Below are 18268 nucleotides of genomic sequence, written 5' to 3' on the forward strand. Positions count from 1 at the left end.
GGACCCTTCATAACAAGAAAAGAGGACGCACAGGGATGGAACATCGCAATCGCATCAGTACGTTGGGTTCGCTGGCCTTGCTGGCCGTGGTCGGCAGCAGCAGCGTACAGGCCGCCGAGGCCTTCTCCAGCGAATCGAAATGGATGAGTGGCGACTGGGGCGGCACCCGCACCGAGCTGCTCGACAAGGGCTACGACTTCACCCTCGACTACGTCGGTGAGGTCGCCGGCAACCTCAATGGCGGTTACAACGACGACAAGACTGCGCGCTACAGCGACCAGTTCGCCCTCGGCATGCACCTGGACCTGGAGAAAATCCTCGGCTGGCACGACACCGAGTTCAAGCTGGCGGTCACCGAGCGCAGCGGCCGCAACCTGTCCAACGACCGCATCAGCGACCCGCGCGCCGGTCAGTTCAGTTCGGTGCAGGAAGTCTGGGGCCGCGGCCAGACCTGGCGGCTGACCCAGATGTGGATCAAGCAGAAGTATTTCGATGGCGCGCTGGACGTCAAATTCGGCCGCTACGGCCCGGGCGAGGACTTCAACAGCTTCCCTTGCGACTTCCAGAACCTGGCGTTCTGCGGCTCGCAGGTGGGTAACTGGGTCGGCGGCATCTGGTACAACTGGCCCGTTAGCCAGTGGGCATTGCGGGTCAAGTACAACATCACCCCGGAAGTCTTCGTGCAGGTCGGTGCGTTCGAGCAGAACCCGTCCAACCTCGAAACCGGCAACGGCTTCAAGCTCAGCGGCAGTGGCACCAAAGGCGCGATCATTCCGGTCGAGGCGGTCTGGCAGCCCAAGGTCAATGGCCTGCCGGGTGAATACCGCCTGGGTTATTACTACAGCACGGCCTCGGCCGATGACGTCTACAAGGATGTCAACGGCAACGCCCAGGGCATCAGCGGCGTCGGCTTCAAGTCGCACTCGAGCAAGCACGGCTGGTGGGTGGTGGCCCAGCAGCAAGTCACCGCACATGCCGGTGACGTCAACCGCGGCCTGAGCCTGTTCGCCAACTTCACCGTGCACGACAAGGCCACCAACGTGGTCGACAACTATCAGCAAGTCGGCATGGTCTACAAAGGCGCTTTCGATTCACGGCCCAAGGATGACATCGGCTTCGGCATCGCCCGGATCCACGTCAACGATGACGTGAAAAAGCGCGCCGAGCAGCTCAACGCACAGAGCGGTATCAGTGATTACAACGACATGGGCTTTGTGCCGTTGCAGCGCACCGAGTACAACGCCGAGCTGTACTACGGCTTCCACGTCACCAACTGGCTGACCGTGCGGCCCAACCTGCAGTACATCAAAAGCCCAGGTGGGGTTGATGAAGTCGACAACGCGCTGGTCGCAGGGCTGAAGATTCAGTCGTCATTCTGAGGCTAAATGTTGTAAATTTACGCCATCGTAGCGACCGCACTGCGGTCGCTTGTCGCCCAGCCGTTGTCACGCAGGCTGTTTCAGCAGTGCGTGGCGACGCGTTTGGCCGGCAACCGCGGCCCTAATGACAACAAGAGTTACCAGCCATGCCCGAACATCCGCTCCACTGCTTGTTCACCCCGCAGCGGCCCAGGCCCGTCTTCGAGTGGGAGCGTCATCAACAGCGCGATGTCCTTGTCATCGATCACCCGCACTGCCAGGCGGTGTTCAGCCGTCAGGGTGCGCAACTGCTGCACTTTCAGCCGAGCGGCGAACGGCCGTGGTTGTGGTGCGCCGAGCAATGGCCGCAAGTTGGCGCGATCCGCGGGGGAGTGCCGGTGTGCTGGCCCTGGTACGGGCGCCACCCCAGTGAAGACCTGTGGCCTACCCATGGTTGGGCCCGGCTACTGGACTGGAAGCTGCTGAGCAGCACATCCGACGATGACGGTGTGACCCTGGTGTGGCAGTTGCAGCTGTGTGAGTGGCAGGTCGACCTGCACGCGCGGCTCGGCAAGAACATGGAGCTCAAGCTCAGCACCGTGCATCAGGACAGCGAAACCTGCCAATTGAGTCATGCCCTGCTGGCTTACTGGCGTATTAGTGACGTTGCCAAGATAGCGCTGTCTGGGCTCGAAAACATTGAAGGTTATGACCAGCTCAGCCGGCAGAGCTGCCGGCAGAAGGGCGCCTTGAAGGTCGGTGGCGGGTGCCAGCGAGTGTATCCAGGCACCTCATCGGTGCAGTTGCACGACCCGACCTGGGATCGCGAGCTGTGCATCGATACCGGCGACAGCGATGACACCGTGGTCTGGCACCCCGGCAGCCGTCCGCTGATGGGCGTCAGTGGCCGCGAAAGTCAGCGCTTCGTCTGTGTCGAAGCCGCCAGCGGCAGCAGCGCTGGCCTGAGCCTGGCGCCGGGCGAGCAGGCGCACCTGAGCCTGCAGGCGCACCGGCTCAATTGAGCTCGTCGTCCTCGATCGGGTAGCGGCTGGCGTTGAGGCTCTCTTTGATCTTGCGCAGGTGCGGCTGGAAGTCGACGCCGCGGCGCAGGGTCATGCCGGTGGCCAGGACGTCGAGCACGGTTAGTTGGATGATCCGCGAAGTCATCGGCATGTAGATGTCGGTGTCTTCCGGCAGCGGAATATGCAGGCTCATGCTGCAGGCGTTGGCCAGCGGCGAGCCGGCGGCGGTCAGGCCGAGCACCGAGGCGCCGTTTTCGCGAGCGACGCGGGCAACCTCGACCAGCTCACGGGTGCGCCCGGTGTAGGAGATGATCACGAACAGGTCGCCGGTGTGTGCTACCGAGGCGAGCATGCGCTGCATCAGCACGTCGGCGTGGGCCGACACGGCCAGGTTGAAGCGGAAGAACTTGTGCTGGGCGTCCAGTGCCACCGGGGCCGAGGCACCGAGGCCGAAGAAGTGGATCTGGCGGGCCTGGATCATCATGTCGACGGCGCGGCTGACCTGCTGCGGGTCGAGTTGCTGGCAGGCACTGTCGAGCGAGGCGATGGCGCTGCCGAAGATCTTCTGGGTGTAGGCGGCCGGATCATCATCAGCCTCGACCGCACGGCTGACGTAGGCGGCGCCGCTGGCCAGGCTCTGCGCCAGCTGCAGCTTGAGTTCCGGGTAGCCGCTGACGCCGAACGAGCGGCAGAAGCGGTTGACGGTCGGCTCGCTGACCTTGGCCGCCTGGGCCAGTGCGGCGATGCTGAAACGGGTGGCCTGTTGCGGGTTGAGCAGGATGACTTCGGCGACTTTGCGTTCGGCCTTGTTCAGCTCATCGAGGCGTCCCTGGATCTGTTCCAGGAGGTTGCGCACGCGGTCCATGGTATGTCCTTGGGTCGAGAAGACAGCCGGCTGGCGTTACAGCAGGCTTTTTGCAGGGTTGTCTATCGTACTGTCGGTAGGGGTTGATCTACCACTTGTCTGTAACACTTGTCGGTAATGTTGTGGTTTTTACTACATTACCTCTTGAAAAGTGCGGTTGAAAACGATATTCCTAGGCCAACTTTAGGAAAGAACCAACATCATGGCTGCGATCAGTGTTGAACCTTGCACCTTTGCCTTGTTTGGCGCCTTGGGCGACCTGGCACTGCGCAAGCTGTTCCCCGCGCTTTATCAGCTCGACCGTGCCGGCCTCCTGCACGCCGATTCGCGCTTGCTGGCGCTGGCCCGCGAGGCCGGTGACAGCCAGCAGCACCTGGCCAACATCGAAGCGCACCTGCGCCGGTTTGTGCCCGATGCCGATATTGAAGCGGCTACGCTTGGGCGCTTTCTGGCCCGGCTGAGCTACCTGCATCTGGATTTCCTCCAACCCGAGGGCTATCAGACCCTGGCTGAACAGGCCGCCCCAGGCGTGCCGCTTATCGCCTACTTTGCCACCCCGGCGGCGGTGTACGGCGCGATTTGCGAGAACCTCGACAAGGCCGGCCTGGTCGAGCGCACCCGGGTGGTGCTGGAAAAGCCGATCGGGCACGATCTTGAGTCATCGCGGCGGGTCAACGACGCGGTGGCGCGGTTCTTCCCCGAGAGCCGGGTCTATCGCATCGACCACTATCTGGGCAAGGAGACGGTGCAGAACCTGATCGCCCTGCGCTTCGCCAACAGTCTGTTCGAGACTCAGTGGAACCAGAATTCGATCTCCCATGTGGAGATCACCGTGGCCGAAAAGGTCGGTATCGAAGGCCGTTGGGGCTACTTCGACAAGGCCGGCCAGCTGCGCGACATGATCCAGAACCATTTGCTGCAGCTGCTTTGCCTGATTGCCATGGACCCGCCCAGCGACCTCTCGGCCGACAGTATCCGCGACGAGAAGGTCAAGGTGCTCAAGGCTCTTGCGCCGATCACTGGCGAGGCCCTCAGCACCGCCGTGGTCCGCGGCCAGTACATCGCCGGTTACAGCGATGGCAAGCCAGTGCCGGGCTACCTCGAAGAAGACAATGCCAACGCCCAGAGCGACACCGAAACCTTCGTCGCCCTGCGTGCCGATATCCGCAACTGGCGTTGGTCGGGGGTGCCGTTCTACCTGCGCACCGGCAAGCGTATGCCCGGCAAGCTGTCGCAGATCGTCATCCACTTCAAGGAAACCCCGCACTATATCTTCGCTCCGGAACAGCGCTTGCAGATCGGCAACAAGCTGATCATCCGCCTGCAGCCGGACGAAGGTATTTCGCTGCGGGTGATGACCAAGGAGCAGGGCCTGGACAAGGGCATGCAACTGCGCAGCGGCCCGCTGCAACTGAATTTTTCCGACACCTGGCGCAGTGCGCGGATTCCGGATGCCTACGAGCGCTTGCTGCTGGAAGTGATGCGCGGCAACCAGAACCTGTTCGTGCGCAAGGATGAAATCGAATATGCCTGGAAGTGGTGCGATCAGCTGATCGCTGGCTGGAAAAACGCCGGTGACGCGCCCAAGCCCTATGCGGCCGGTTCATGGGGGCCGATGAGCTCGATTGCACTGATTACACGTGATGGGAGGTCATGGTATGGCGATATCTGAACTGCAACTGCCAAGCGTCGTCACGACGCACCAACTGGCTGATGCCAAGGCGTTGGCTGCACGCCTGGCGGCGGATGTCGCCGAGCGTCTGCGCCAGGCCATTGCCAGTAGAGACCAGGCCTGCCTGGTGTTGTCTGGCGGGCGTAGCCCCGTGCCGTTTCTCGAACAGCTGGCCAGCGCCGAGCTGGACTGGAGCAAAGTCACCGTCAGCCTCGCCGACGAGCGCTGGGTGCCGGTCGAGCATGCCGACAGCAATGCTGGCCTGTTGGCCCGGCACCTGTTCAAAGGCCCGGCGGCCAATGCCCGTTTCATCGGCCTGTATCAAAACGCCGGCAACCTTGAGGCCGCCGCCGAGCAGGCCGATCAAGCCCTCGCCGAGTTGCCGCCGATCGACGTACTGGTACTGGGCATGGGTGACGATGGCCATACCGCCTCGCTGTTCCCGGCCAGCCCGTTGTTGCGCCAGGGTCTGGCCAAGGTTGGCGAGCAGCGAGTGTTGCCGATGCTTGCGCCCAGCGTGCCGCATCAGCGCCTGAGCATGACCCGCGCCTTGCTGGGCAGCGCTGCCTTTACTGCTTTGTCTGTGCAGGGGGCCGGCAAGCTGGCGACCCTGCGCGCCGCGCTGGCAGGCGATGACCCCAGCGAAATGCCGATTCGCGCCTTTCTTCACGACCCCCTGAGCATCTACTGGTGCCCATGAGCCAAGGATCCACTGTCATGACCACCCTTGAACGCCCCCAGCCTTTGCTGTCGATGGCCGAAAAAACCGCGCGGATCGATGTGATCTGCGCCGCTGCACGGATCCTGCCGGTGATTACCATCGCCCGTGAGCAGGACATCCTGCCGCTGGCCGATGCGCTGGCCGCTGGCGGCATTCGCACGCTGGAAGTAACCCTGCGCTCGCAGCATGGCTTGAAGGCCATTGAAGTGCTGCGCGAGCAGCGCCCGGAACTGTGCGTCGGCGCCGGCACTGTGCTCGATCGCGGTATGTTCACTGCTGTCCAGGCCGCAGGCGCGCAGTTTGTGGTGACCCCGGGGATCACTGCCGACATTCTCGCTGCCGGTGTAGAGAGTGACATTCCGCTGTTGCCAGGCATCAGCACGCCGTCGGAGATCATGCAGGGCTACGCCCTCGGTTACCGCCGCTTCAAGCTGTTCCCGGCCGAAATCAGCGGTGGCGTGGCAGCGATCAAGGCCTTTGGCGGGCCGTTTGGCGATATCCGCTTCTGCCCAACCGGCGGCGTCAATCCAGGCAATGTGCGCAACTACATGGCGCTGAACAACGTGATGTGCGTGGGTGGCACCTGGATGCTTGACAGCAGCTGGATCAAGAACGGCGACTGGAACCGCATTACCGAATGCAGCGCCGAGGCTCTGGCATTGTTCGACTGATTGAATTCGTTGTGTGCTGCACGGCTTATGGGGCGCTTGGTCAGCGCCCCTTTTTTTTGGGCCGAACGGCTCTGTGTAGGAGCGGCCTTGCGTCGCGAAAGGCGCGCGTAGCGTGCCCAGCAATCTCGCGGCGCTGCGCAAATCGAGGGGCCGCTGCGCAGCCCTTTCGCGACACAAGGCCGCTCCTACGGGCGGATTGGTCAGGCCAGGCGGAAGCGGCTGACCAGTTGTTGCTGATGCTCGGCCAGGCGCGCCAGTTCCTGGCTGGTGACGGCGGTCTGCTGGGCGCCGGCGCTGACCTGGATGACCAGGTCGTTGATCTCGTTGACGTTGCGGCTGATGTCTTCCGAGACCGCACTCTGCTCTTCAGCGGCCGAGGCGATCTGGATAGTACGGTCGTTGATGGTGGCCACGCCTTCGGCGATATTGCCGAGCAATTCGCCGGCCCGACCGATACGTTCGGCGCCTGACTGCGCCTTGCTCAGGGTCTCCAGCATCGAGGCGTTGGCGCGGTCCGAGCCTGCCTGCAGGTTGCTGATCATCTGCTGGATATTGCCGGTCGACTCCTGAGTGCGCTGAGCCAGCGTGCGCACTTCCGATGCGACGACAGCAAAGCCACGGCCATGGTCGCCGGCGCGGGCGGCCTCGATGGCGGCGTTGAGGGCGAGCAGGTTGGTTTGCTCGGCGATGCCGCGAATCACGTCCAGCACCGAGGTGATGGCGTCGCTTTCGTCCTTGAGCTCATCGATAATGGTGGCGGTCTGCTGGGCCTGGCTGGACAACTCGCGGATCAGCGTGATGGTGGTTTCGATCTCCTCGCGGCCCACCACGGTGCTGCCATGGATCTGCTGGGAGAGGTTGGCTGCATCGCTGGTGCTCTGGGCCACATCGCGCACGGTGGCGCTCATTTCATTGATCGCGGTGGCGACCAGTTCGGTGCTCTGGCGTTGCTGTTCGACGCTGCGGCTGGTTTGCAGGGTGACGGTCGACGACTCTTCGGCAGCCGTGGCCACCTGAGCAGTTGCGCTGCCGATCTCCTGGACGATCTCGGTGATCTCCTGGGCCATGCGGTTGAGGTTGGCGGCGATCTGGCCGAATTCGTCCTGGCTGCGATAGTGGGTGCGTGCGGTCAGATCGCGGCCGGCCAGGGCATTCAGGGTGGCGTTGATGTCATGCACCGCCCGGCCCATGCTGCGGATGATCAGTGATGCCAGCAGCGCCACGCAGAGCAGCGCCAGCGCTGCACCGATAGCGGTCAGCCAGAGCGCCCGGGCGGCGCCGCTGCGGGCCTGCTCGGCAAGTTGGCCGACGGTCTGCGCCAGGCTGGTTTCGACTTCGCTCATTTGGTCGATGCGTTGGGTCGCAAGTTCAAACCAGGCTTCAGGCTTGGTATTCAGAGGCTGGCCCAGCGGTACGTCGAAACCCAGTTTCTGCAGTTTTGCCACTTCCAGCGCTGCCGGGCTTTGCAAAGCGTTCTGGTATTGGCTCAATACGCCGGCGGGTGCCTTACGCATAAAGCCTTCGCTATAAGCGGTGAGTTCACCCAGGTTACGGCTAAAGCGCGATAACAGTGCCGCATCGAAGTGATCCTGATTGAATGCCAGGCCGAGGATAACGCGCTCACGGCCCGCGCGCTCCTTGAGTTCGATAAATTGATTGAGCGCGCTGAGCGCTTGTACCACGGCAGTATCGGTGACGCGGTTTTCCAATGAATGGGTATAGCCGATCAGCTGTTGAATAAGTTCGGTATAACGCAGACTGGATTTCGTGCTGTCGATGCTCAAACCGTCGACCTGGCCACGCAGCGCTGAAAGTTGCTCGAGGCTGCTTAGTGTCTGGCTCAACTCAGCGGATTTTTCCGGCAGGTTGCGCAGTGTTTCCAGTGCAGCGCTGCTGTCCTGGCGAAACTGACCAAGGCGATCGCCCATGTTCTTGCCCTGGCTACCGATGAACACGCCGCTGGCGCCACGCTCGCGTTGCAGGCGGGTGATCAGCTGGCTGATCGACTGGGCGGTGCCGCTGGCGCTGACGGTGGCCTGCATGTCCCGCAGGGTGCGCAGGTTGTCGTTCAGAAACAGGCCGGCTAGCACCAGAAAGCCGAACAGGGGGAACAGCAATATCAACAACAGTTTTTGGCGTAGCGGTGCGTTGGTCAACATTGGCTTTGGCCTCGATATACTTGTGAGCAGAAGTAAATATGGCGAGTGCCGAAGCTGTTGTTGTCATTGGTGGCACGCAGCCACTATGTTAAATGTTTAATCAAATAAAGCGAAGTTGATAAGCGACGTATTTCGTCGGAGAATTTGCTGCCCAGCTTTAGTGCAATAAAAAAAGTGTTGATCCATGTCAGTGCATGTTTAATTAGTTGTCGCGTCACAGTAAATAGCTGGACGTTTGGCGCTGCCAGGGTATGCGCGCGGGCGGTGTTTGCAGACAAATCCAGAAGCGGCCCCGGACGGGGCCGCCAGGTGGCGAGGTGTTACTGCGCTGCTTTGGTCAGCAGCGCAGAGAACGCGCGCTTGGCATCTTCGACGGCGTCGGCGATTTCCTGCGCGGCTTTGGTCGACTCGGCGCGGTAGGTGGCGGTCAGGCCTTTCATTTCGCTCTGGAACTCCAGGGTAGCCTGGGCCAGGGCGCGCACCGATTCCACCCTCAGGGTCGAGCCATAGCTGGCTTTGACTGCTGCTTCCAGTTGCTTGCCGCCCGACTCGCCCAAGGTTTCCAGGCCCTTGTTGATGCCGTCGGTGGTGGCGTTCAGGGTGTGGGTGGCTTCGGCCATGCCCTTGTTGGCAGTGAACGACACGGCCAGGCTGGTGAGCACCACTTCGTTGGTGGCAAAGAACGACACCATGCGCTGGTACTGGCGCTCCTTGACCACATGCACCTGGCTGATGCGGGCAAACACCATCTCGGCGGTGTTGTAGCCCACGCGCAGATCATCGGCGATGTCCTTGATGATCTGGTAGCGCTTGTCTTCGTCCTGCAACGCCCGAACTGCCTCGTCGCGGCTCAGTTCCAGCGCGGCGCGGCGGGCAGGTTCTGCACCTTCGGCGGCCGTTACGCTGACGTTGGCTGCGTCCAGTGCCTCGGTGCGCTGCTGCAGTGCCTTGGCGGCCAGGGTGAGCACTTCCTGTGCGTCCACTTCTGCGGTTTTCATCGCCAGGCGGAAGTCCGTGTACGACTCCAGAATCTGGCTTTCGCGGCTGATCTGGTCGCTGGCGGCTGCGCTGACGTCCAGGTAGTGCTTGCGGATGTCCTCGAAGCGGCTCGGGATCGAGCCACGGACCATGTGCATCCAGCCCATCTTCAGCCGCTCGAGGGTGTCGAGGCGACCGTCGTCCATCCACGACGCCATGGCGGCGGCATCTTCACGAATCGAGGTGAAGCTGTCGGTGACGTTCATGTAGCGGTCGGAGATGTCCATGCCGGCGATCTGTTCACGCACGGTCTGGTTGAACAGGGTGGCCTGCTGCAACACTGCGGCGATGCCGGTGATGCGCTGGTTGTCATAGTGCGCGACCTTGTTCAGCAGCATCAGTACCGGTGCAGGTTGCGCTGGCTGGCCGAAGGAAATGCCAAGTTTGCGCAGGCCTTCGAGGGCGCGTTCGAGGTATTGGCTCATGGGAGTCCTTGCATGAGTAGGGGGCTGAATGGGATAGCCTAGAAACTGTCGGTGGTGCGGAATCCGCCGCCACCGGAACTGCGCGAGGTGCTGAAGCCGCTGCTGCCGCTGCTGCTGGAGCGGCCGGCAAAGCCTCCGGAGGAGTACGAGTTCGAGATGTACGAAGATTTACGAGAGTACGGCGTCTCGTAGTCGCGGCCCTCATCAAGTATTTCTTCAACCGCCTCCTGATCCAGCGCGCCGCGCATGTATTCGCCGAGAATGTGCTTGATTGGCTGATCCAGCGTGTACTCGCATTCATCGTCCAGGAAGTCCTGGTCGCGCAGGCCGTGCTCGAGGGCCTTGGCGCGTTCGTAGTAGTGGCGTCGATCCGCTACCCGGTCCTGCAGGCTTTTCTGGCCTTGTCGGAACGCATTCAGGCGCCCGTGCAGCAGTTGCAGCTCGCTCACCAACACGTCGTCACGAGGGTCCGGCGTTTGTGCGGCGGCGGCGATCAGCTCGGCCATTGGGCGCGCCTTGAGCCGCTCGGTGATGGTCTGGCGGATGCCCGTCAGGTAGGGGTCGCGCTGTTCGGCGAATTCGATCAACTGCGCCTGCAGGGACGTGGCGCGGGCCTTGGATTCGCTCAGCAGAGTGCTCAGCGCCTGCTCCTCGGTCTGCAGTTTTGGCATGCCGAGCTTTTCGCAGGCTTGCTCCAGGTGCGGTTGATACTGCGCCTGCAGTTGCTCGCGTATCGCGCTGCGGGCCTGGCGCGCGCTTTCGTTGCGCGCCTGCATGGTCAGCAGGATCTGCTCGTTGGCTTGGTTGCGCTGAAAGTCGACGCACCTGGCCAGGTAGTTGTCGAGCGGGCGCTGCAGTGGCTTGGGGCGGTAGCGGTCGGTGCCGTAGTCGCGCGCTTTGAGGTAACTGTACAGCCGGCTGCCGGCGTAGCCTTGCAACTTGGTCTCGCACTCATCGCGAATCTCTTCGTAGCTGCTGTGGCCGCCTTGTTCGGCCTGCTGGGCGGCCTCAAGCTGCGTGAGCAACAGGCGCGCCTCAGGATTCTGTTCAAGCTGCTCCTGCACCTGCTTTTCGAGCTGGGCGATATCCTGGCGCAGCGCATCGTGTTTGGGCAGCGTGTTGCCGATGACTTGCTCAGCCTGCTTCAAGGCTTGAACCAGTGCGGTCTGGGCCTGCTCGCGTTGTTCCAGCTGCTGGCGGGTGCGTGCATCCAGTGCGGCGGTGTCGTGCAATTGCAGGCTGGCGATGTCGCCCAGCTTCGAGGCTATCTGGTGTTCGAGCTGGGCCTCGTGCTCGGACCCTGCATATAGCGCCTGTTCGGCCTCGCGCAGTCGCTGTTCGGCCCGGTGTGAGTTGTCTTCGAGGGCGCGCGCGAGTTCGCTCGGGGTCATGGTTACCACTCCAGGATCATTTGAAGGGGAATGGTGCCCTTAGGGAAGTAAGGCACCAGACTGTTGACGGGTTTTATGCCCATCATCAGGTCGCTGATATGGCCGTCGTCGAGCTTGTCCTCGCGCACTTTGAGGTAGCTGTCATAGCCGACGCGCACGGCGAACAGTTTGCTCCAGCGGGTCTCACCGGTTTCTATGCTGGTCACCTCCATCAGCGCCGGCTTGCCAGCGACGTCGAGCGGCTCGACCACCAAGTACCAGGCCTTGCCGCGCGTGCTGTTGCTGCTGCAGCCAGCCGCCTCGTAGCAGCGTTCGACTCCAGACTTGACCCCAGGGCGATCAACTATTTGGATAGTCATCGGCTGGGCAGCGTAATCGAGGTAATACTTGAGCGAATCGAGGTTGCTGTTGGCTGCCTTCAGGCGTCCCGCAGCGATGTTCTCGCTGGCTTTCTCGCTCCATCTGAAGATCCGCTGGCGGTCGCTGGCGGGCAGCGCCGTGGCGTTGAGCCGGGTAAGCAGTCGCTGCTGATAGTCCTGGCTTGCGCTGACATTGAGCGCACTGAGATTCTCGCGCCGCTCCATCAGGGCGTTGCCGCCGAGGATCAGCAGGCCAAACAGCAGTAGGGTGAAGGCCCAGGTTAGCAGCAACCGCCGTGCCATGATCAGGCGCACCAGCAGGCGTTGCTTGCGACTCAGGGGCGGTGCTTCAAACATCAGCCTGCTCGAGAAGAACTGGTGCACACCTTGTTCGATCTGGGCGTCGTTAAAGCGGATGCCGTTGTTCTTGTAGTAGGTACGGATGCGCTCGGCCACATCGGTGCGGCGTTGCGGCAGGTCGAGGTGCTCCTGGATTTCCATCTCGCGATGGCGAAGCTGGTCGACAATTGCCATTGCCGCCATCTGATCGCTTAGCGAGACACTCATCGGTAGCAGTCCTGCAGCTGGCTCATGGGGGTCCTTGCATGAGTGGGAAAAGGCTGCAGCATTATATCCAGTCTTCGCGGCAAAATGATGGCCCCGGCAATAAAACCCACGCGCACAAAAAAGCCCGCATCGCTGCGGGCTTTTGCACAGGCCGTGGCCTTAGGCGGCTTGCGCCTGTTCCTGGCTCAGTGAGCGGTTCAGGGCACTGAACAGCGCCTTGAAGCTTGCGGTAGTGATGTTTTCATCAATACCCACACCATGCACCGGGCGGCCACCGGCAACGCGCAGCTCGATGTAGGCGGCAGCCTTGGCGTTGGTGCCGGCGCCAATGGCATGCTCGTTGTAGTCCATGATTTCTACCGCAACCGGCATGCAGGCCGCCAGCGCTTCCAGCGCGCCGTTGCCCTTGCCGTGCCAGTGCAGGTTGGTTTCGCCTTCACCGGCTACTTCCACTTCGACTTTGCTGCTGCCGTTTTCTTCCTGCAGGCGGTGGCTGACCAGGGCGTACGGGGCGTTGGCCTGGAGGTACTCCTTGTGCAGCAGCTTGTAGATCTGCTGGGCGGTCATTTCCAGGCCCAGGCGGTCGGTTTCACCCTGTACGACCTGGCTGAACTCGATCTGCATGCGGCGTGGCAGGCTGATGCCGTACTCCTGCTCGAGCAGGTAGGTGATGCCGCCTTTGCCCGACTGGCTGTTGACGCGGATCACCGCCTCGTAGCTGCGGCCAATGTCGGCCGGGTCGATCGGCAAGTACGGTACTTCCCACAGCTCGCCTTCCTGCTGCTTGCTGAAACCTTTGCGAATGGCGTCCTGGTGCGAGCCGGAGAACGCAGTGTGAACCAGGTCGCCGACGTACGGGTGACGCGGGTGCACCGGCAGCTGGTTGCACTCCTCGACGACCTTGCGCACGCCGTCGATGTCGGAGAAGTCCAGCTGTGGGTCAATACCCTGGGTGTAGAGGTTCAGCGCCAGGGTCACCAGGTCGACGTTGCCGGTGCGCTCGCCGTTGCCGAACAGGCAGCCTTCGGCGCGGTCGGCACCGGCCATCAGGCCCAGCTCGGTGGCAGCAATGCCAGTGCCACGGTCGTTGTGGCAGTGCAGGCTGATGATCACGCTGTCGCGGCGATTGACGTTGCGGCAGAACCACTCGATCTGGTCGGCGTAGATATTCGGCGTGGCCACTTCAACGGTAGCTGGCAGGTTGAAGATGATCTTGTGCTCAGGCGTCGGGTTCCACACCTCGGTCACGGCGTCGCAGACTTCCTTGGCGAACTCCAGTTCGGTGGCGCTGAAGGTCTCTGGCGAGTACTGGAAGGTCCAGTGCGTCTCGGGCTGCTGCGCTGCGTATTTGACGAACAACTTGGCGGCGTTGACGGCGATGTCCTTGACGCCTTGCTTGTCCTGGTTGAAGACAATGCGGCGGAACGACGGGCTGGTGGCGTTGTACAGGTGGACAATGGCCTTTTTCGCCCCACGCAGCGACTCGAAGGTGCGTGCGATCAGGTCTTCGCGGGCCTGGGTCAGTACCTGGATGGTGGTGTCATCCGGGATGTGGCCGCCTTCGATCAAGGTGCGCACGAAGTCGAAATCAGTCTGCGAGGCAGACGGGAACGACGCTTCGATTTCTTTCACGCCAACCTGCACCAGCGTCTTCCAGAAACGCAGCTTCTTCTCCGCGTCCATCGGCTCGATCAGCGACTGGTTGCCATCACGCAGGTCCGAGCTGCACCAGATCGGCGCTTCGGTGATGGTCTTGGATGGCCAGGTGCGGTCGGGCAAATCGATGGTGGGGAAGGCGCGATATTTCTTCGACGGGTCTTTGAGCATGGTCATGCGAATAATCCTTTTGGGTGCGGCCGAGATCGGGCCTGCCGGACGATAACGAGATGAATAGGCGAGGCGACGCGATTCACCCTGATAGTCGGGCACTGACCAGGCAGAGGCTGCGGTGTTGGCGGAGCAAAATGAGGGTGCTGGAGGTTTTCATGGCTTCAACCCTAACCACAGCGGTGAGGGTTGGCAAGCCTTGAAAAAAAATTGAGATAAATGCTTAAAAGTCTGCTGTTGGCGAGATTTTATGGCTCTTATAACCGGATCGCTTTATTTTTTTTGCGTAGTCTATTTTCATGGCGCAACTCAAGTGCAGGGCCCTGTAGGAGCGGCCTTGTGTCGCGAAAGGGCTGCGAAGCGGCCCCAGCAATTTGCGGTGCAACACAAATCCCGGGCCCGCTACGTGCGCCTTTCGCGACACAAGGCCGCTCCTACGTCCACGCGCCGCAGCGCAGGGTACCTCTCAAGGCTGGAATGCCCCGATGAAAATCGCCGGATCAACCCGCGCATCGTTCAGGCTGACATTCCAGTGCATGTGCGGGCCGGTGGCGCGACCGGTCGCGCCGACCCGGCCAATCACGTCGCCACGGCGCAGCTGCTGGCCATTCTTCACATCGATTTTCGACATGTGGCAGAACATGCTGATAAAGCCCTGGCCGTGGTCGACGAAAACGGTCTGGCCATTGAAGAAGTAGTTACCGATCAGGATCACCGTACCGTTGGCCGGGGTCTTGATCGGCGTCCCGGCGGGTACGGCAAAGTCCAGCCCGGCATGCGGATTGCGCTCTTCACCGTTGAAGAAGCGGCGCACGCCAAACTTGCTCGACAGCGGCCCGTTGACCGGTTTGTCGAGGATCAGGTTGCTCGGCAGGGCCGGGCTGAAGCTGCGGTAAGCCTTGATCTGCTCGGCCAGCTCGCGGTCGATGCGCTTGAGGTCGGCCGGGTCTGGGTTGACCTGGCGCTTGTTCTTCAGGGTGATGTGCTGCTCGGGGTACTTCTTGCTGCCGACGGTGAACGGCAGGCTGCGGTTGCCCTGGCTGAGGGTGGCAGTGCCGGGTTTCTGTGTCAGCGGGATGCCGACGATCGCCAGCCAGTTGTCCTGCTCCTTGACCACCAGCACCGGCTTGCCGTCAAAGCGCGCTTGTGGGGCGTTGGCAGCAGGGCCCAGGTCGACCACGGCGACGCCGCCCGGCACTGGCTTGTTGAGGGTGCGGGTGATGTAGCTGGCCTGGGCCGCAGTGGTCAGCAGCAGCAAAGACAGGGCAAGCAGCGGGGCGAGCAAACGGGGCATGTGTCAATCCAATAGCGAAAGGGTGACCGGAGTCTGGTGGTTGTCTTCGACCCGCACCTGCAGCTCACCTTCGTTGAGGCGAGCGGTCAGGCGTTGACCGTTGCGCGTCTGCGCCGCGCTGCGGATGGCCTGGCCGCGCTCATCCAGGATGATGCTGTAGCCACGCGCCAGGGTCGCCAGCGGGCTGACCACCTGCAAGGTCTGCAACTGGGCCTGGAAGCGTTGGCGGCGGTCCTTGAGGGTTTCGCGCATGGCTCGTGGCAGGCGCTCGGCGAGGCTGTCCAGGCGCTGGCCGAGCAACTTCAGCGTGCGCCCCGGGTGCTGCGCGGCCAGGCGCGTGTCGAGGCGGCCGAGGCGCTCCTGACGTGCGCGCATGTTCAGCGCAAAGGCGCGGCGCAGGCGCATGTCCAGATCGTCCAGACGCTGCGCCTGTTGGCGCAGGCGTTCGCCGGGATGTCGCAGGCGGCGGGCCAGGCCTTCGACGCGCAGGCGGTCATGGCTCAGGCGGTTCTGCATCCGTAGCAACAGCCGCCGTTGCAGGCTCTCAAGGCGCAGCTGCAAACCGCTGCTGTCCGGGGCCAGCAGCTCGGCGGCAGCGGACGGCGTGGGTGCACGTACGTCGGCGACGAAGTCACTGATCGAAACGTCGGTTTCATGGCCTACAGCGCTAACGATGGGCGTCACGCAGGCGGCAATCGCACGCGCTACCGCTTCTTCGTTGAAGCACCAGAGGTCTTCCAGCGAACCGCCGCCACGGGCCAGGATCAGGGCATCAAAGCCACGGCTGTCGGCCAGGCGCAGGGCGCGCACGATCTGGTTGATCGCCTCGCGGCCCTGCACGGCAGTCGGGATCAGGTTCAGCTCGACCTGCGGCGCGCGCCGGCCAAACACACTGATGATGTCGCGGATCACCGCGCCGGTCGGCGAGGTGATGATACCGATGCGTTGCGGGTGTGCCGGCAGTGGCTGCTTGCGCTCGGTACTGAACAGGCCTTCGGCGCTGAGTTTCTCTTTCAGCGCTTCGAAGGCCAGGCGCAGGGCGCCGTCACCAGCCGGTTCGACCGTATCGAGGATCAGCTGATAGTCGCCACGCCCCTCGAACAGCGAGACCTTGCCGCGCACGCGCACTGCCAGGCCATCGCGCAGTGCCTGACGCACGCGCGTGGCGTTCTGCCGGAACAGCGCACAGCGCACCTGCGCGCCGCTGTCCTTGAGGGTGAAGTAGATGTGGCCAGAGGCGGGCCGGGCCAGGTTGGAAATCTCGCCCTCAACCCAGACGTTGCGGAACACGTCCTCGAGCAGCACGCGGGCGCGGCCGTTGAGTTGGCTGACGGTGAGGACCTCGCGGTCGAGGCCGAGTCGTTCGAAAGGGTCTTTGATCATGCTCGGCATCATAAAGGACAAGGCCAGCTTGTGCATCGCCCTCTGCACCGAGCATGCGCTGGAATGCTACCTTTGCGCATTGCCCAGGGAGGGACTTGCATGCTCGCTCAATTGCCGTTTACCGGCCTCGACTGGCTACCCGTACTGCTCGCGGTCAGCGCGGCTTACATCGTGTTCGGCATTGCCGGCTTTGGTACGGCGTTGATTGCAGCGCCGGTGTTGATTCATTTCATGCCGCTGTCCAAGGTGGTGCCGCTGCTGGTGCTGCTCGACTTCATCGCGGCGTTCGGTAACCTGCTGCCGTCGCGCAAGGACGTCGCCCGCGCCGAGTTGCTGCGGCTGCTGCCGTTCATGGCCATCGGTTGCATTTTGGGCGTGGTGTTTTTGTTGCAGCTGAAATCAGACCTGCTGTTGCTGCTGATGGGCGTGTTTGTTACGGCCTATGCCATTTATGGCCTGGCGATCAAAACCCGGCCGACACGTCTGAATCCGCTCTGGGCGGTGCCCATGGGAACCGTCGGCGGGCTGTTCGGCGCCATGTTCGGCAGTGGTGGTTTCCTTTATGCGATCTACCTGAATGCACGGCTGGATTCCAAGGATGAGGCCCGCGCGACCCAGTGCGCGCTGATCAGCTGCAGCACCATCGTGCGCCTGTCGTTGTTCGTTATCGCCGGGGTGTATGCCGACATAAGCCTGCTGTTGCTGGCGGCGTGCTTGCTGCCAGTGATGTTTCTGGGCACCTGGATTGGCCGTCGGTTGAGCTTCAAACTCTCCCGCGAAGCCTTCGTGCGGCTGGTGACCTGGCTGGTACTGGCCAGCGGTGTGGCCTTGATTGTTCGCTACCTGACGAGCTGAGCAGGGGGTAGAATTGGCCGATTATTGAAGTCCCAGGCCTGCCTTGTTCATGAACACCCAGAGCATCATCGTCCCCAAACTGTCCACCGTCCCGGTGCACGAGGCCCGCGCGCGGGCGATCCTGCGCTGGCTGGTCAGGGAGAAAATCGTCGAGGAGCAGTTGAGCACCTGTGGGCGCAGCGGCAACCGCATGGCCTACGCGCTGGCGCCAGGCGCGCGCAAGATCGCCCTGCGGCCTGAGCTGCTGCCGTTCGATCAGCCGGTCAACGGCCTGGAAGTGATGCTCAAGCGCTGCATCTATACGCCGACCGAAGGCTTTCTTGAAGAAGCCGGCTGCCCGGAGTGCCGGCGCGAAGTCGGCGAGCCGCTGTTCGACAGCCTGGAGGAGTGGATGCCGGGGGTGAGCGACAACTTCACCTGCCCGCTGTGCGCCTTCGAAGACGATATCAATGGCTTTCTATTCCTGCAGCCATGTGCCTTTTCCAACCTGGGGTTCATCTTCAACAACTGGGGCGAGGCCGGTTTTACCTCGACCTTCCTCGCCGCGTTTGCCGACTGGCTCGACCATCCGGTAGCCGTGGTGCAGGTAAAACTGCCACAGGCCTGACCGAAGGCCCTTATTTTGCATTGAGTGGCGCGCCGTGGATGAGTATAATGGCGC

Annotated in this window: 15 protein-coding genes and 1 pseudogene; 7 read left to right on the top strand and 9 right to left on the bottom strand. The window is 62.4% G+C overall.

Annotated features, from left to right (window positions below; translation table 11 throughout):
- Positions 1 to 35: 35 nt before the first annotated feature.
- Entirely contained in the window at positions 36 to 1379 is a 1344-nt protein-coding gene (locus CXQ80_RS04745) for a carbohydrate porin (protein WP_101316979.1), read from the top strand.
- A 146-nt stretch (positions 1380 to 1525) separates the two neighbouring features.
- On the top strand, positions 1526 to 2380 hold the full coding sequence (locus CXQ80_RS04750; RefSeq protein WP_101316981.1) for a D-hexose-6-phosphate mutarotase: 855 nt from the start codon (positions 1526 to 1528) through the stop codon (positions 2378 to 2380).
- Here CXQ80_RS04750 and hexR read toward each other — a convergent pair.
- The gene (hexR, locus tag CXQ80_RS04755; RefSeq protein ID WP_178080816.1) at positions 2373 to 3236 is read right to left on the bottom strand and encodes a DNA-binding transcriptional regulator HexR; all 864 of its coding nucleotides are present in this window, start codon (positions 3234 to 3236) and stop codon (positions 2373 to 2375) included. The genes CXQ80_RS04750 and hexR overlap by 8 nt on opposite strands.
- A 211-nt stretch (positions 3237 to 3447) precedes the next feature.
- Between hexR and zwf the strand changes: the two genes are divergently transcribed.
- From zwf to CXQ80_RS04770, 3 genes are read left to right on the top strand one after another with little or no spacing between them, the layout of a single operon-like run.
- Complete coding sequence (gene zwf, locus CXQ80_RS04760; RefSeq protein ID WP_101316985.1) at positions 3448 to 4917, top strand: glucose-6-phosphate dehydrogenase; 1470 nt, start codon at positions 3448 to 3450, stop codon at positions 4915 to 4917.
- A complete protein-coding gene (gene pgl, locus CXQ80_RS04765) occupies positions 4904 to 5617 on the top strand; it encodes a 6-phosphogluconolactonase (RefSeq protein ID WP_101316987.1) in 714 nt (237 codons plus the stop codon). Before zwf ends, pgl begins: the two co-directional genes overlap by 14 nt.
- 17 nt (positions 5618 to 5634) lie before the next feature.
- On the top strand, positions 5635 to 6309 hold the full coding sequence (locus CXQ80_RS04770) for a bifunctional 4-hydroxy-2-oxoglutarate aldolase/2-dehydro-3-deoxy-phosphogluconate aldolase (RefSeq protein WP_101316989.1): 675 nt from the start codon (positions 5635 to 5637) through the stop codon (positions 6307 to 6309).
- 200 nt (positions 6310 to 6509) lie between these two features.
- On the opposite strand, the gene CXQ80_RS25215 is transcribed toward CXQ80_RS04770, so the two are convergent.
- The 8 genes and pseudogenes from CXQ80_RS25215 to xseA all read right to left on the bottom strand — a co-directional run bounded on the left by CXQ80_RS25215 (position 6510) and on the right by xseA (position 16752).
- Entirely contained in the window at positions 6510 to 7376 is an 867-nt protein-coding gene (locus CXQ80_RS25215) for a methyl-accepting chemotaxis protein (RefSeq protein WP_371918913.1), read from the bottom strand.
- Positions 7371 to 8468, bottom strand: a pseudogene (locus tag CXQ80_RS25220) (nitrate- and nitrite sensing domain-containing protein); the annotation flags it as partial. The gene CXQ80_RS25215 and the pseudogene CXQ80_RS25220, both read right to left, overlap by 6 nt.
- Positions 8469 to 8788: 320 nt before the next feature.
- Complete coding sequence (locus tag CXQ80_RS04780) at positions 8789 to 9931, bottom strand: merozoite surface protein 3b (RefSeq protein ID WP_101316994.1); 1143 nt, start codon at positions 9929 to 9931, stop codon at positions 8789 to 8791.
- 38 nt (positions 9932 to 9969) lie between these two features.
- On the bottom strand, positions 9970 to 11322 hold the full coding sequence (locus CXQ80_RS04785) for a hypothetical protein (RefSeq protein ID WP_101316996.1): 1353 nt from the start codon (positions 11320 to 11322) through the stop codon (positions 9970 to 9972).
- Positions 11323 to 11324: 2 nt separating this feature from the next.
- Entirely contained in the window at positions 11325 to 12248 is a 924-nt protein-coding gene (locus CXQ80_RS04790; RefSeq protein WP_101316998.1) for a DUF6384 family protein, read from the bottom strand.
- 159 nt (positions 12249 to 12407) lie between these two features.
- The gene (leuA, locus tag CXQ80_RS04795) at positions 12408 to 14081 is read right to left on the bottom strand and encodes a 2-isopropylmalate synthase (protein WP_101317000.1); all 1674 of its coding nucleotides are present in this window, start codon (positions 14079 to 14081) and stop codon (positions 12408 to 12410) included.
- Positions 14082 to 14541: 460 nt separating this feature from the next.
- A complete protein-coding gene (locus tag CXQ80_RS04800) occupies positions 14542 to 15369 on the bottom strand; it encodes a M23 family metallopeptidase (protein WP_101317002.1) in 828 nt (275 codons plus the stop codon).
- Positions 15370 to 15372: 3 nt separating this feature from the next.
- Positions 15373 to 16752 (bottom strand): exodeoxyribonuclease VII large subunit, encoded by a 1380-nt coding sequence (gene xseA / locus CXQ80_RS04805; protein WP_101322955.1) that lies wholly within the window; start codon positions 16750 to 16752, stop codon positions 15373 to 15375.
- A 99-nt stretch (positions 16753 to 16851) separates the two neighbouring features.
- On the opposite strand from xseA, the gene CXQ80_RS04810 reads away from it, so the two are divergent.
- Positions 16852 to 17607 carry a sulfite exporter TauE/SafE family protein gene (locus CXQ80_RS04810; RefSeq protein WP_101317004.1) on the top strand — a complete coding sequence of 252 codons (756 nt, stop codon included), beginning with the start codon at positions 16852 to 16854 and terminating at the stop codon, positions 17605 to 17607.
- Positions 17608 to 17656: 49 nt separating this feature from the next.
- Positions 17657 to 18214, top strand: coding sequence for a sugar ABC transporter ATPase (locus tag CXQ80_RS04815; protein ID WP_101317006.1), 558 nt, complete (start codon positions 17657 to 17659; stop codon positions 18212 to 18214).
- Positions 18215 to 18268: the final 54 nt, after the last annotated feature.

Origin of the sequence: Pseudomonas sp. 02C 26 (assembly GCF_002843585.1) — a bacterium.
Lineage (GTDB): Bacteria > Pseudomonadota > Gammaproteobacteria > Pseudomonadales > Pseudomonadaceae > Aquipseudomonas > Aquipseudomonas shirazensis.